The 13,620-nt window shown below is 61.8% G+C and carries 12 protein-coding genes; 7 read left to right on the plus strand and 5 right to left on the minus strand.

Features of this window, described 5'->3' with window-relative positions; translation table 11 throughout:
- Positions 1-77: 77 nt before the first annotated feature.
- The gene (locus ACSQ2Z_RS00535) at positions 78-1,256 is read right to left on the minus strand and encodes a fumarylacetoacetate hydrolase family protein (RefSeq protein ID WP_436079411.1); all 1,179 of its coding nucleotides are present in this window, start codon (positions 1,254-1,256) and stop codon (positions 78-80) included.
- Between the two features lie 221 nt (positions 1,257-1,477).
- Here ACSQ2Z_RS00535 and ACSQ2Z_RS00540 point away from each other — a divergent pair, with 221 nt between their 5' ends.
- From ACSQ2Z_RS00540 to ACSQ2Z_RS00550, 3 genes are all read left to right on the plus strand, one after another.
- Positions 1,478-2,668 carry a TMEM43 family protein gene (locus tag ACSQ2Z_RS00540; RefSeq protein ID WP_436079412.1) on the plus strand — a complete coding sequence of 397 codons (1,191 nt, stop codon included), beginning with the start codon at positions 1,478-1,480 and terminating at the stop codon, positions 2,666-2,668.
- 164 nt (positions 2,669-2,832) lie between these two features.
- Positions 2,833-3,621, plus strand: coding sequence for a YdcF family protein (locus ACSQ2Z_RS00545; RefSeq protein WP_436079413.1), 789 nt, complete (start codon positions 2,833-2,835; stop codon positions 3,619-3,621).
- Positions 3,622-3,682: 61 nt separating this feature from the next.
- Positions 3,683-4,318, plus strand: a complete 636-nt coding sequence (locus ACSQ2Z_RS00550; RefSeq protein WP_436079414.1) for a trimeric intracellular cation channel family protein — start codon at positions 3,683-3,685, stop codon at positions 4,316-4,318.
- Positions 4,319-4,326: 8 nt separating this feature from the next.
- On the opposite strand, the gene irrA is transcribed toward ACSQ2Z_RS00550, so the two are convergent.
- Positions 4,327-4,746, minus strand: coding sequence for an iron response transcriptional regulator IrrA (irrA, locus tag ACSQ2Z_RS00555; protein WP_436079415.1), 420 nt, complete (start codon positions 4,744-4,746; stop codon positions 4,327-4,329).
- Positions 4,747-5,066: 320 nt separating this feature from the next.
- Between irrA and fabA the strand changes: the two genes are divergently transcribed.
- From fabA to htpG, 4 genes are all read left to right on the plus strand, one after another.
- Positions 5,067-5,582: a 3-hydroxyacyl-[acyl-carrier-protein] dehydratase FabA gene (gene fabA, locus ACSQ2Z_RS00560; RefSeq protein WP_436079416.1), complete on the plus strand. Its 516-nt coding sequence runs from the start codon at positions 5,067-5,069 to the stop codon at positions 5,580-5,582.
- A 47-nt stretch (positions 5,583-5,629) separates the two neighbouring features.
- Positions 5,630-6,853 carry a beta-ketoacyl-ACP synthase I gene (fabB, locus tag ACSQ2Z_RS00565; RefSeq protein ID WP_436079417.1) on the plus strand — a complete coding sequence of 408 codons (1,224 nt, stop codon included), beginning with the start codon at positions 5,630-5,632 and terminating at the stop codon, positions 6,851-6,853.
- Between the two features lie 4 nt (positions 6,854-6,857).
- On the plus strand, positions 6,858-7,664 hold the full coding sequence (fabI, locus tag ACSQ2Z_RS00570; RefSeq protein WP_436079418.1) for an enoyl-ACP reductase FabI: 807 nt from the start codon (positions 6,858-6,860) through the stop codon (positions 7,662-7,664).
- 132 nt (positions 7,665-7,796) lie between these two features.
- The gene (gene htpG / locus ACSQ2Z_RS00575) at positions 7,797-9,683 is read left to right on the plus strand and encodes a molecular chaperone HtpG (RefSeq protein ID WP_436079419.1); all 1,887 of its coding nucleotides are present in this window, start codon (positions 7,797-7,799) and stop codon (positions 9,681-9,683) included.
- Positions 9,684-9,761: 78 nt separating this feature from the next.
- On the opposite strand, the gene ACSQ2Z_RS00580 is transcribed toward htpG, so the two are convergent.
- The 3 genes from ACSQ2Z_RS00580 to pnp all read right to left on the minus strand — a co-directional run bounded on the left by ACSQ2Z_RS00580 (position 9,762) and on the right by pnp (position 13,366).
- Entirely contained in the window at positions 9,762-9,998 is a 237-nt protein-coding gene (locus ACSQ2Z_RS00580) for a hypothetical protein (protein WP_436079420.1), read from the minus strand.
- A 136-nt stretch (positions 9,999-10,134) separates the two neighbouring features.
- Positions 10,135-11,151 carry a class I SAM-dependent methyltransferase gene (locus ACSQ2Z_RS00585; protein WP_436079421.1) on the minus strand — a complete coding sequence of 339 codons (1,017 nt, stop codon included), beginning with the start codon at positions 11,149-11,151 and terminating at the stop codon, positions 10,135-10,137.
- Positions 11,152-11,233: 82 nt separating this feature from the next.
- Positions 11,234-13,366 carry a polyribonucleotide nucleotidyltransferase gene (pnp, locus tag ACSQ2Z_RS00590; protein ID WP_436079422.1) on the minus strand — a complete coding sequence of 711 codons (2,133 nt, stop codon included), beginning with the start codon at positions 13,364-13,366 and terminating at the stop codon, positions 11,234-11,236.
- Between the last annotated feature and the right edge of the window lie 254 nt (positions 13,367-13,620).

Consider the following 13,620-nt stretch of genomic DNA (forward strand, 5'->3'; position numbering starts at 1 on the left):
CTGCATAATCCCTTAAATCGGTATCGATTTAAGGATAAAATTATGCAGCAGTTTTAAAGTACAGCGTCCTTTGCGCGTCATATATGACGCGCGGCGCTGTAGATGAGATCCCTCGCTACAAGATTGCGCATCAACGCCGAGGGGCCGAAAGTCCATGGCGGGCATTCCGTCGCGAGGCGCACGGTATTGGTCAGCGAGCCGAGATGGCCATTCGAGATCGTCACGATGTCACCGATCTTGTGGGTGAAGCCCTGCCCCGGCGCATCGCGATCCTCGACGGGCGCAAACAGTGTGCCCATGAACAGCATGAAACCATCGGGATATTGATGGTGACGGCCGATCGTCTGGGAGACCAGGTCGAGCGGATCGCGGCTGATTTCCCGCATGGTGCTTGATCCCCTCAGCACAAATCCGTCCGGGCCGCTGATCGTCAGCGACAGATCGGCATTGCGCACGTCGTCGATCGAATAGGTGGCGTCGAACAGGCGGATGAACGGGCCGATGGCGGACGATGCGTTGTTGTCCTTTGCCTTGCCCAGCAGCAGCGCCGAGCGACCCTCGACATCACGCAGATTGACGTCATTGCCGAGGGTGGCGCCCTTGACGCGGCCCTGGCTGTCGACGGCCAGCACGATTTCCGGCTCCGGATTGTTCCAACGGGAAATCGGGTGCAGGCCGACGGAGGCGCCCCAGCCGACGGAGGCCAGGACCTGCGCCTTGGAAAAGATCTCGGCATCCGGACCAATGCCGACTTCGAGATATTGCGACCAGACGCCTTCTTCGATCAGCGCCGCCTTCACCTTCGCCGCTTCCGACGAGCCTGCCTTCAGGTCGCGCAGGCTATCGCCGATGATGGCGGTCACGCGCTCGCGCATCTTTTCGGCCAAGGCCGGGTTTCCGGCAGCCTTTTCCTCGATGACCCGCTCAAGCATCGACCGCGCGAAGGTGACGCCGCAAGCCTTGACCGCCTGCAGGTCACAGGGTGCCAGGAGATGCATCGACGAGAGATCGCCGGCAGCCTCTACCGAGTTGCCCATCACGACTTCCAACGACGCGAGATGCTCGCCCTCCTGCTGCAGGAGAAACGCAACCGGGTCATCGCGTTCGAGCAGGTCGCGCATCGTTGGCACTTCCTTCGAGGTGATGTCGTAGAGATCACCTCCGCGCAGCACCACCACGGAAGGCCCGGAGACATCCGGCCTCCAGAGGCGCCCAACGTATGTTCCCGTCTCCAAAATATCGTTTGTCGCCGCCATGCCGCCCTCCTCCCGAAATGCCTGTCGCCGCAAGATAACTTGCGTCCGGCTTTGAACAAAGTGCGAAAGGGCAAATGTCAGGAAATCTTGCGAAGACCGAAGAATGTTCAGCCCGACAGCGAACGCTATATTTAATTTTACTGATTTCCTGATAGCACCTGAGGAGCGAATAAGTGCGCCAGGCCAGCCGTCGCACAGATGGTCATAAGAGGGGATAGGAAATGAGCTTTACGGAAACGACGACGACCTCATGGTTTTCACGGCTGAAGAACGGGCTGATCGGCCTCGTCCTTGGCCCGCTTCTGGTGCTCGGGATGATTTGGCTGCTATCGTGGAACGAGGGCCGCTCGGTGCAGACCTATCGCGCGCTTACAGAGGGTGCCGGCATCGTCGTTTCGGTCGACAGCGGCACTGCCGATCCGGCCAATGAAGGCAAGCTCGTGCATATTTCCGGACCGGTGAAGCCGGACGGCGCGCCCGAGGATCCGGCGCTCGGCGTCGTGGCGGAGGGTGCGGCCGGCCTCAAACGCAAGGTCGAGATGTATCAATGGATCGAGGACAGCAAGAGCGAGACCCAGAAGACGCTTGGCGGTGGCGAGGAAACCGTCACCACCTACACCTATAAGAAAGAATGGCGCTCGCGCCGGGTGGATTCCTCCGATTTCAAACAGGCCGACCAGCACCAGAACCCCGAAATGCCGATAGAGGGTGAGCGCTTCACCGTTGCGACCGCGACGCTCGGCGCGTTCACGGTGGACGGCAAGGCCGTTGCCAATCTTGGCACGGACAGCCCCGTCAAGCTCTCTGCCGATGTCATCGATCGGGTGGCCTCGGCTCTCGGGTCCGACAAGCCGGTCAAGGCGGAGGGTGCGACGATCTATGTCTCGCAGAACCGCCTGAGCCCGGCGATCGGTGATCTGCGCATCAGCTTCAGCCGCGAGGACATCTCCGAGGCCAGCTTCGTCGGCGCGCAGCAGGGCACGACGATCGCCGGATACAAAGCCTCCAATGGCCGTCACCTATTCCTGAGCGCTGCCGGGAGCGTCGGCGCACCGGACATGTTCGAGGCGGCCCAGAGCGAGAACACGCTGATCACCTGGCTCATTCGTTTCGGCGGCCTGCTCGGCATGTTCATCGGCTTCGTCATCATGCTGTCGATCCTCGGCATCATCGCCGACGTCATTCCCTTTGTCGGCTCGATCGTCGGCTTCGGCACATCGATCATCGCCGCTATCCTGACACTGCTCCTTGGGCCGCTGGTCATCGCCATCGCCTGGATCGCCTATCGGCCGGTGCTGGCGATCATCGTTATCGCACTTGGCATCCTTTTGGCCGCGGCGCTGATTTATCTTCGGCGCAAGAAGGCGGTCAATGCTCCAACGGCATCAACCGCCACTTTCGGGCGGACCTGACACGGACTGCGCGCTAGACCGGGCGCGCCTCCCCTCGCGTCGTTTGGCAAAACAGCAATGGTTGCGATGCGCGCCGTTCGGCAAATCGACCGCCGGACGTTTGCGTTTGACCGTCGTTCTCTCTAGCCTGCAGTCCCCGCAACGCAGCGAACTACAGGCACCGGATGTTTCTCGTCTCGAAAGTCTTCTGGCTGTTGGCGCAGCCGCTCTCGCTGATCTTCCTGCTTTTGATCCTGAGCTATGTTTTCGGTGGCGTGGGTCTCCAACGACTACGCAGGTTCTTCTCCGGGCTTGCCGCGACCCTGTTGTTTTTGACGCTGTTCACCACTTGTGGTGCGGTGATGCTGCAGGTGTTGGAGAACCGCATTGTCCGGTCCGCAAGCCTGCCCGCCGATCTCTCCTGCATCATCATCCTGGGTGGCGCCTTCGAGAACGAGGTGATCGCCGGGCGTGGCGGCATGGAATTCAATCAGGCGGCCGACCGTTTCGTCGCGGGGCTGAAGCTGGCCCAGGCTTATCCTGCGGCGAAAATCCTGGTCTCGGGCGGCGACGGTTCGTTCAGCGGCAAATATCAGGGCGACGCCGAGACCTCCATGGCCTTCTTTTCCACTTTCGGCATTGCACCGGACCGGATCATTCGAGACAGCCAGTCGCGAACCACTTTCGAGAATGCCGACAACACCAGGGCGCTGCTCGAGAAAAACGGACTTTCGGATTGCGTCCTGATCACCTCGGCCTTCCACATGCCGCGGTCGGTAGGCTTGTTCCGCAAGCTCGGCATTCCGGTCACGCCCTGGCCGGTGGATTATCGCACCAGCGGGCAGCTTTCCCTTGCCCCGGATTTCAGCCAGCCATCGCTGAATGCGCAATTGACGACGACTGCGACGCGCGAATGGACCGGACTGATCGCCTATTACCTCAGCGGCAGAACGCATGTGCTTTTCCCGCGATAATGCATGCCGTTGACGCGACATCCCCGTTGTGGTCCTTCTCGGTTTTCTGGCGGGGGGGAACATGCCAATCCTGGAAATTCTCGACTATGCCGGGGTGGCGGTGTTTGCGGCGACCGGGGCGCTTTCCGCCTCGCGCAAGCAGCTCGACATCATCGGCTATATCTTTCTCGCCTCCGTGACCGGCATCGGCGGCGGCACGCTGCGCGATGTTGTTCTCGGTGCTACGCCCGTCTTCTGGGTCACAAATCCCATCTATCTGGTCGTCTGCAGCTGCGCCGGCCTCCTGGTCTTTTTCTCCGCTCGCAGGATGGAGTCACGTTACAAGTTTCTGGTCTGGCTCGACGCCATCGGGCTTTCGGCCTATTGCGTCATGGGCGCGGCCAAGGGGCTCTCGGCGACCGGCTCGCCGATCGTGGCGCTGGTCACCGGCATGCTGACGGCGACCTTCGGCGGCATCCTGCGCGATCTGCTCGCAGGCGAGCCGTCGGTGCTGCTGCGCCCCGAGATCTATGTGACGGCAGCACTTGCCGGGGCCGGCGTCTTTACCGCCGCTACCTACTTCGGCACATCGCTGCTCATCGCGTCGAGCCTAGGCGTCCTGACGGCCTTTGCGGTGCGGGGCGGGGCCTTGAAATACGGATGGACCTTGCCGATCGGCGATCCCCGCCCCGGTCGCCATCCCGACGATGTCATGTAGGAAAGAACTCAGTCGCGCTTGCGGCGAAGGCGGATCACCACGTCGACATGGGCGATTTCCATGCCTTCCGGCGGCGCGGGGAGGTTGTCGATCGTGATGCTGTTGACCGGGATGTCGAGCACTTCGTTGTGGCCCTCGACAAAGAAATGGTGGTGGTCGGACACGTTGGTGTCGAAATAGGTCTTGGCGCTCTCGACGGCGAGAACGCGGATCATGCCCGCCTCGGTGAACTGGTGCAGGGTGTTGTAAACCGTCGCCAGCGATACCGGCACGCCCGCGGCTACGGCTTCCTCATGCAGTTCTTCCACCGTCAGATGACGGTCGCCCTTGGCAAAGATCAGGTCTGCAAGCGCCACGCGCTGACGCGTCGGCCTGAGGCCGGAGCGGCGCAGGCGTTCTTCCGAACGGATCTCGATGGCAGTCGTCATACGGACGGGTCCAGATTTTCGAAGCTATTGCATAACATATTCCCTGTGCCGATATAACTTTTGCTGCGAATGCTTTCAATAGTAAGCAAGGGTCCAAGCCGGCCAAGCCATGAAAAACAGCCTGAATCTTGGGGCAAAGGCCAATTATCTCTGGCTGTTGCAGTCCCCATCATGTATGCGACGGCGGAAATAGACCTTGTGCTTGACCGGGCAGGGAGATGCGACACAACTGGGAACCGTCATGCCGACGCTTCAAATTGTGCCTGTCTTGCTCTAAACCAAGTCAACGAAAAACGGATGCAGCGGGGAAACGACAGTTCATGACGACCAGACAATCCAGCTTCAACTATGAAGAGATCCTGACCTGCGGTCGTGGCGAACTATTTGGCCCGGGCAATGCCCAGCTTCCCCTGCCGCCGATGCTGATGGTTCATCGCATCACGGACATCTCCGAAACCGGAGGTCTATTCGACAAGGGTTATATCCGCGCCGAGTACGACGTCCATCCCGATGATTGGTATTTCCCCTGCCATTTCCAAGGCAATCCGATCATGCCGGGCTGCCTTGGCCTTGATGGCATGTGGCAGCTGACGGGCTTCTTCCTCGGCTGGCTTGGCGAGCAAGGTCGCGGCATGGCGCTTTCCACCGGTGAAGTGAAGTTCAAGGGCATGGTCCGCCCGGATACCAAGCTCATCGAGTATGGCATCGACTTCAAGCGCGTCATGCGTGGCCGCCTTGTTCTTGGCACGGCCGATGGCTGGCTAAAGGCCGACGGAGAGATCATATACCAGGCAAGCGACCTTCGCGTCGGTCTGTCGAAGGAAAAGGCTGCCTGAACCGCGGCCACGCCGCACTCAGAGACAAATAAGAAGAGGTCATCGACATGAGACGGGTTGTTGTCACGGGTCTGGGCATTGTTTCCTCCATCGGGAACGATGCGCAGGAGGTCACCGCGTCACTGCGCGAGGCAAAATCGGGCATTTCGTTTTCGAATGATTTCGCCGAACACGGCTTCAAATGCCAGGTCTGGGGGGCGCCCAATATCGACACGACCGATCTTGTCGACCGCCGCGCTGCCCGTTTCCTGTCACAGGGCGGCACGTGGAACCACGTTGCCATGAAGCAGGCGATCGCCGACTCGGGCCTCGAAGACAAGGATATCGGCGGCAACGAGCGCACCGGCATCATCATGGGTTCGGGCGGTCCCTCGACCCGCACGCTGATCGAAGCGGCGGAAATCACGCTGAAGAACAACTCGCCCAAGCGCATCGGCCCGTTTGCAGTGCCGAAGGCGATGTCGTCGACGGCATCGGCGACCCTTGCCACCTGGTTCAAGATCCACGGCGTCAACTATTCGATTTCATCGGCCTGCTCGACCTCGGCGCATTGCATCGGCAACGCTGCGGAAATGATCCAGTGGGGCAAGCAGGACGTGATGTTCGCCGGCGGCCACGAGGACCTCGACTGGACCATGTCCAACCTGTTCGACGCCATGGGCGCGATGTCCTCCAAGTACAACGACACGCCCTCCTCCGCCTCGCGCGCCTATGACGTTTCCCGCGACGGCTTCGTCATCGCCGGCGGCGCCGGCGTTCTGGTTCTCGAAGAACTGGAGCACGCCAAGGCCCGCGGCGCCAAGATATATGCCGAGATCACCGGCTACGGTGCAACCTCCGACGGGTACGACATGGTGGCCCCGTCCGGCGAAGGTGCGGTCCGCTGCATGCGCCAGGCGCTCGCCACGGTGAAGGGCGAGGTCGACTACGTCAACACCCACGGCACCTCGACGCCGGTGGGTGACTCGAAGGAGATCGGTGCTATCCGCGAAGTCTTCGGGAGCGAGATCCCGCATATCCAGTCGACCAAGTCGCTGACCGGCCACTCGCTGGGTGCTGCCGGCGTGCAGGAATCGATCTATTCGTTGCTGATGATGCAGGCCGGTTTCATCGGCGAAAGCGCTCACATCACCGAGCTCGATCCGGAATTCGACGGCGTGCCGATTGTGCGCAAGCGCATCGACAACGCCAAAATCGACATTGCGCTTTCCAACTCCTTCGGCTTTGGCGGCACCAACGCGACGCTCGTTTTCCAGCGCTACAACGGATAAAACCATGACCGGTCTGATGAACGGAAAACGCGGCCTCATCATGGGTGTTGCGAACAGCCACTCGATCGCCTGGGGCATCGCCAAGGCGCTGGCAGCCGAGGGTGCAGAGCTCGCCTTCACCTATCAGGGCGAAGCGCTTGGCAAGCGGGTCAAGCCGCTGGCAGCTGAACTGAACTCCGAGTTCCTTTTGCCCTGTGACGTCGAGGACATCGCCTCCGTCGATGCCGTCATCGACGCGCTAAAGGAAAAATGGGGCACGCTCGACTTCGTCGTCCATGCCATCGGCTTTTCCGACAAGAACGAGCTCAAGGGTCTCTACGCCGATACGACGCGGGACAATTTCAGCCGCACCATGGTCATCTCCTGCTTCTCGTTTACCGAGATCGCCAGGCGCGCTGCCGAACTGATGACGGAAGGCGGTGCGATGCTAACGCTGACCTATGGCGGCTCCGTGCGCGTCATGCCGAACTACAACGTCATGGGCGTCGCCAAGGCGGCGCTTGAAGCATCCGTGCGCTATCTCGCAGCCGACTATGGCGCGCGCGGTATCCGGGTCAACGCCATCTCGGCCGGCCCGATCCGCACACTCGCCGGCGCTGGGATTTCCGATGCGCGCGCCATGCTCTCGTGGCAGCAGAAGAACTCGCCGATGCGCCGCAGCGTGACGATCGAGGATGTCGGCAACTCGGCGCTCTACCTGCTGTCCGGTCTGTCGCGCGGCGTGACCGGCGAGATCCACTATGTTGATTCCGGTTACAACATCACCTCGATGCCGGCGCTGGACACATTGCGCAAGGCGGACACGGAGTAATCTCCGGGCTGGCCGTCCCGGTGCGGGCGGTTCGCAGACTGCGCGCACCTCTTGCCCTCTTGAATTTTGCCCGATTCCTTGCCAGTTCAGAGCGCGCAAGAATTCCACAATACAAGATGAGGCATGACAAGCATGAGCAACGCTCAAGAAAAACCCGTCGAAAACCATGTTTTTGAGGCCGACGTCGCGCGCCTGCTGCATCTTATGGTGCATTCCGTCTATTCCGACAAGGATGTGTTCCTGCGAGAGCTGATATCCAACGCTGCCGATGCCTGCGAAAAGCTGCGCTACGAGGCGATCGCCGCGCCCGAACTCCTCTCCGACGATCCGGCGTCGCGCATTACGCTGACGCTGGACGTGGACAAAAACACAGTGACCTTGGAAGACAATGGCATCGGCATGAACCGCGACGATCTCGTCGAAGCGCTCGGTACGATTGCCCGGTCCGGCACCCGCGCCTTCATGGAGCGCGTCGAGGCGGCAAGGGCCGGTGAAGGCGCCCAGCTGATCGGCCAGTTCGGCGTCGGCTTCTATTCCGCCTTCATGGTCGCGGACAAGGTCGATGTCGTCTCGCGCCGTGCGGGCAGCGCCCATGCCTGGCTCTGGTCGTCCGACGGCAAGGGCAGCTACACGGTGGCCGAGGCTGATCTGGCGCAGGCGCCGGCGCGCGGCACCCGCATCACGCTGCATCTGATGGAGGATGCCAAGAGCTATACCTCGAAGTGGAGCGTCCAGCGGATCGTCAAGGACCAGTCCGGCCACGTCCCGGTGCCGATCGACCTGATCGAGAAGCCGGGCGCGGAAGCGGAGCGCATTGGCGACGGTTCGGCGCTCTGGACGAAGTCCAGGAACGAGATCACCAAGGAGGAATACGCGGATTTCTATCGCGGCGTTTCCGGCCACTATGACGAACCGGCGCTGACGGTGCATTTCCGCGCCGAGGGGCGGCATGAATATACCGGCCTTGCCTTCGTGCCGGAATCGAAGCCCCTCGACCTGTTCGATCCCGAGGGCAAGGGCCGGATGAAGCTCTACGTCAAGCGCGTGTTCATCACCGATGACGCCGCGCTTCTGCCGCGCTACCTGCGTTTCGTGCGCGGCCTCGTCGACACCGCTGACCTGCCGCTCAACGTCTCGCGCGAAATGATCCAGGAAAGCCCGATCCTCGCGGCGATTCGCAAGGGGCTGACCAATCGCGTGCTGACCGCGATCGAGAAGCTTCAGGAGAGGGACGAGACTGCTTTTGCCAAGCTCTGGGAGGCCTTCGGCAGCGTGCTGAAGGAAGGTATCTATGACGATTTCGAGCGCCGCGCGCAGCTTCTTGCGCTATCGCGCTTTCGCAGCACAGCCTCGGACGAAGCGACGCGGTCGCTCGCCGACTACGTCAAGGACATGAAGGATGCGCAGGCGGCGATCTACTATCTGGCAGGCGATAATCTCGACCGCCTGAAGGCTTCGCCGCAACTCGAAGGTTTTCGTGCCCGCGGTATCGAGGTGCTGCTTCTGACGGATTCCGTCGACAGCTTCTGGGCGACGGCCGCTCCGGACTTCGAGGGAAAACCGTTCAAGTCGATCACCCAAGGCGCCGCCGACCTCGCCCAGGTGCCGAAGACGGAGGACGGGGCTTCGACGACGCCGGAGGCGACGCAAGCCGTCAGCGATTTCATCGCCTTCGCCAAATCGGCGCTGGGCGAGGCGGTATCGGATGTGCGGGCTTCCGACCGGCTGACGGAAAGCGCCGTCTGCCTCGTCGCGCCGGAACAGGCCTATGACCGTCAGCTGGAAAAGATGCTGCAGGGCGCCGGCAGGCTGGATGCGATCGCCAAGCCGATCCTCGAGATCAATCCCGGCCACGGGCTGATCGCAGCACTGGCTTCAGGCACCAGCGACGAATTCCGCACCGACGCCGTCCAGCTTCTGCTCGACCAGGCCCGCGTTCTCGACGGCGACAAGCCGCAGGACCCCCGCGCCTTCGCCGAGCGGCTTTCGCGGCTGTTTGAGCGGGCTTTGAAAGCATAATTCACGAGAACGATGCGATGGCAGGCCCAGAGCGTGCCATCGCTCTCACCCTGCGATTGACAAGTGCGTCTAGAATCCTCAGGCGGCCCACCAGACGGCGAGCAAGACCGCCAGAACCGCGACAGCGAAGATGCCGAACATCGTCATCTGCTTGCGCGCCTGATCTAGGCTTTCCGGGTCGGCCGGCCGGCGGCCGGTCCGGAACGCCAGGGGCACCTCGGAGGTGGGTTCCTTGCCTTCACCGCTCTTGATATCCTTTGCGATCACTTCCGCGACATCTTCCGTGATGGGCGGGCGGGCAGGTCCAAATCCCATTGTTTGCTCCATCGCGCGCGGCGCGTCCGGTCGGACGCGCAAGGGGCGCGGCGGAAAAAATCGTGAACCTTTTTCAGGGCGAACGCAACTGCAAAGTGCACCCGCGAAGCGGCACGGGCATACCTCCTGTTGAGGTTCAGCGCTTGCCCCAGAGCACCTTGAAGCGGGCGTTGCGGCAGGTTTCACCCCATTCCTTGAAGGTCTCGGCCATCACCGGCTCGTAAGGCAGGCCGCGATTGGCAACCAGCATCAGCCGTCCGCCGATCTTCAGTGCCTTGGCAGCCGCCTTGATCATCGCGATGCCAAGCGCCGGATCGGCGGCCTGAGTCTCGTGGAACGGCGGGTTCATGACGATCAGGTCGTATTTGTCGCGGGTTTCCTCGGAGGTGAGGTCGTGCCAATAGAAGCGGGTCGGCACGTTGGGCGCATTGGCCTTGAGGTTTGCCCGCGCCGCCTCCAGCGCGTGATAGTCGGCCTCGAAGAGATCGATACCCTTCAGGCCAGGGGATTTATCCGCCAGCATCACCGAAAGATACCCCCAGCCGGCGCCGAAATCGGCGGCGTGGCCCTTGAAGTCGTCAGGCAGCCGCGAGGCCAGCAATTCCGAGCCGGCGTCGATCCGGTCATGCGAGAACATGCCGGGTGCGGCATCGAAGCGGCCTTCGACACGCGCCGGCTTCTTGGCAAATTTCTCAATCACGTCGCCGGCATCTTCGGGACGGCCGAACCAGAAGGCGATGCCGTGATATTTCGGCAGGCTGTCGCCGCCCCAGCCGAGTTGGGCGACGCGCTTGCGCAACGACTGGATGCCGTCTTCCTTGCCGCCGGCAACGACGATCAGGCCGCCGATCTTGGTGCGCTTCAGCGCTTCGGCGATCCGGTCCTCATTCTCGCCCTTGTGCTTGCCGCAGAGGATGAGCGCGGCATCATAGTCTTCGCCCTCGACGAACGGCGTCACCGGCACCTTCGCGGCTTCCAGAGCCTTGTAGAGCGGCCTTGAGCCCTGCACTGCGGCAATCGACGCGGCAAAATCCGCCGGCAACCGGTAACCCGCCTCGGCGCCGAGGAACAGCACGCGCTCGCCTTCGCCGGGCGCGGGAACAACGCCGGTCTCGAAGGGATGGAAAAGGGTTTTCAGCGCGTCGCGGCTCATGGTGGAACATCCTAGCGGGATCATAAGAAAGGGCGCGGAACGATCCGCTCCGCGCCCATGGCAGTCTTTTCAAGCGCAGCGCTTATTCAGCAGCTTCGCCTTCGCCCTTGGCGAGTTCCTTGCCGGTTGCCTGATCGACAACCTTCATGGAGAGGCGAACCTTGCCGCGCTCATCGAAGCCCATCAGCTTGACCCAGACCTTGTCGCCTTCCTTGACGACGTCGGAGGTCTTGGCAACACGCTCGGAAGCGAGCTGCGAGATGTGCACGAGACCGTCACGCGGGCCGAAGAAGTTGACGAAAGCGCCGAAGTCGGCGGTCTTGACGACCGTGCCTTCGTAGATCTGGCCGACTTCCGGCTCCGCAACGATCGAATGGATCCACTTGCGGGCGGCTTCGATTTCCTTGGCCGACGAAGAAGCGATCTTGATCGTGCCGTCGTCTTCGATGTTGACCTTGGCGCCGGTCTTTTCGACGATTTCGCGGATGACCTTGCCGCCCGAACCGATGACCTCACGGATCTTGTCGACCGGGATGTTCATCACTTCGATGCGCGGTGCGAACTCGCCGAGCTGGCTGCGACCCTCGGTGATGGCACTGGCCATCTCGCCGAGGATGTGCTTGCGGCCGCTCTGCGCCTGGCCGAGCGCGACTTTCATGATCTCTTCGGTGATACCGGCGATCTTGATATCCATCTGCAGCGAGGTGATGCCGTCGGCGGTGCCTGCGACCTTGAAGTCCATGTCGCCGAGGTGATCTTCGTCGCCAAGGATGTCGGAGAGAACGGCGAAGCGTTCACCTTCGAGGATCAGGCCCATGGCAATACCGGCAACCGGCTTGGCCAAAGGAACGCCGGCATCCATCAGTGCGAGCGAGGTGCCGCAAACGGTTGCCATCGAGGACGAGCCGTTGGATTCGGTGATCTCGGAGACAACGCGCAGCGTGTAGGGGAACTGGTCCACGGACGGCAGCATCGGACGGATCGCGCGCCAGGCGAGCTTGCCGTGGCCGATTTCGCGGCGGCCCGGGGAGCCCATGCGGCCCGTTTCACCGACCGAATAGGGCGGGAAGTTGTAGTGCAGCATGAACTTTTCTTTGTACATGCCGGTCAGGCTGTCGACGTACTGTTCGTCTTCGCCGGTGCCGAGGGTGGCAACGACGATCGCCTGCGTTTCACCGCGGGTGAAGAGTGCCGAACCGTGGGTGCGCGGCAGGATGCCGACTTCCGAGACGATCGGGCGGACGGTTTCGAGATCGCGGCCGTCGATGCGGCTCTTGGTGTCGAGGATGTTCCAGCGAACGATCTTGGCCTGCAGGTGCTTGAAGACGGCGCCGACGACTTCGGCGGTGTACTTAGGCTCAACGCCCTCGGGCAAGAAGTGTGCCTTCACCTTTGCCTTGACGGCGTCGACGGCGGCGTAGCGCTCAGCCTTCAGGGTGTTCTTGTAGGCAACGCGCAGTTCGGCTTCGGCGATCGAAAGCATTTCGGCTTCGAGTTCCGAATAGTCTTCCGGCTGGAAGTCGCGCGGCTCCTTGGCAGCAACTTCGGCGAGCTTGATGATCGCGTCGATGACCGGCTGGAAGCCCTTGTGGCCGAACATCACGGCGCCGAGCATGACGTCTTCGTTCAGTTCCTTGGCTTCCGATTCAACCATCAGGACGGCGTCCTGCGTGCCCGCGACAACGAGGTCGAGGGTCGATTCGTCCATCTCGTCGAGATGCGGGTTGAGCACATATTCGCCGTTGATATAGCCGACGCGTGCGCCGCCGACGGGGCCCATGAAGGGAATGCCGGAAAGCGTCAGGGCTGCGGAAGCGGCAACCATCGACAGGACGTCCGGATCATTTTCCAGATCGTGCTGGACGACGGTGACGACCACCTGGGTGTCGTTCTTGTAGCCTTCCGGGAAAAGCGGGCGGATCGGACGGTCGATCAGGCGGGAAACCAGCGTTTCCTTTTCCGACGGACGGCCTTCGCGCTTGAAGTAGCCGCCCGGAATCTTGCCGGCGGCGTAGGTCTTCTCTTGGTAGTTGACGGTGAGCGGGAAGAAATCCTGTCCCGGCTTCGGCGCCTTGGCCGAAACGACGGTGGCGAGAACAACCGTCTCGCCATAGGTGGCAAGCACGGCGCCGTCAGCCTGACGGGCGATCTTGCCGGTTTCGAGCTTGAGCGGGCGGCCCGCCCATTCAATTTCTACCGTGTGGGTATCGAACATGTTTTGTCCTTCGTGTGCGGCAGGTCCGCGCCGCAGCCTAACTGGCGCGGGCGGTCCGCAAAAATGACGCATCACGGGCAAGACAACGGGAGGCTTCCAAAATCTGGCTGGCGGTCGTTCCGCTCCTGAAAGCCAATTGGCTTCGGGCGCCGGGAAAAACGAGCAAGCGCCGAAGCATCCTGCAATCCTGCCCCATGACAGGTCATCGGTTGGTTCCGCAGAGCCGGCCCATCCGGTCTGCTGGAGCGTCCGCT

It is taken from the genome of Pararhizobium sp. LjRoot235 (genome assembly GCF_964254145.1).
GTDB lineage: Bacteria > Pseudomonadota > Alphaproteobacteria > Rhizobiales > Rhizobiaceae > Pararhizobium.

What these genes read in the sequence shown, in the direction of transcription:
- ACSQ2Z_RS00580 (WP_436079420.1), bottom strand. Translation starts at nt 9,998, where the DNA reads ATGGGATTTGGACCTGCCCGCCCGCCCATCACGGAAGATGTCGCGGAA.
- fabA (WP_436079416.1), top strand. Translation starts at nt 5,067, where the DNA reads ATGACGACCAGACAATCCAGCTTCAACTATGAAGAGATCCTGACCTGC.
- ACSQ2Z_RS00550 (WP_436079414.1), top strand. Translation starts at nt 3,683, where the DNA reads ATGCCAATCCTGGAAATTCTCGACTATGCCGGGGTGGCGGTGTTTGCG.
- fabI (WP_436079418.1), top strand. Translation starts at nt 6,858, where the DNA reads ATGACCGGTCTGATGAACGGAAAACGCGGCCTCATCATGGGTGTTGCG.
- ACSQ2Z_RS00585 (WP_436079421.1), bottom strand. Translation starts at nt 11,151, where the DNA reads ATGAGCCGCGACGCGCTGAAAACCCTTTTCCATCCCTTCGAGACCGGC.
- ACSQ2Z_RS00545 (WP_436079413.1), top strand. Translation starts at nt 2,833, where the DNA reads ATGTTTCTCGTCTCGAAAGTCTTCTGGCTGTTGGCGCAGCCGCTCTCG.
- fabB (WP_436079417.1), top strand. Translation starts at nt 5,630, where the DNA reads ATGAGACGGGTTGTTGTCACGGGTCTGGGCATTGTTTCCTCCATCGGG.
- ACSQ2Z_RS00535 (WP_436079411.1), bottom strand. Translation starts at nt 1,256, where the DNA reads ATGGCGGCGACAAACGATATTTTGGAGACGGGAACATACGTTGGGCGC.
- pnp (WP_436079422.1), bottom strand. Translation starts at nt 13,366, where the DNA reads ATGTTCGATACCCACACGGTAGAAATTGAATGGGCGGGCCGCCCGCTC.
- ACSQ2Z_RS00540 (WP_436079412.1), top strand. Translation starts at nt 1,478, where the DNA reads ATGAGCTTTACGGAAACGACGACGACCTCATGGTTTTCACGGCTGAAG.
- irrA (WP_436079415.1), bottom strand. Translation starts at nt 4,746, where the DNA reads ATGACGACTGCCATCGAGATCCGTTCGGAAGAACGCCTGCGCCGCTCC.
- htpG (WP_436079419.1), top strand. Translation starts at nt 7,797, where the DNA reads ATGAGCAACGCTCAAGAAAAACCCGTCGAAAACCATGTTTTTGAGGCC.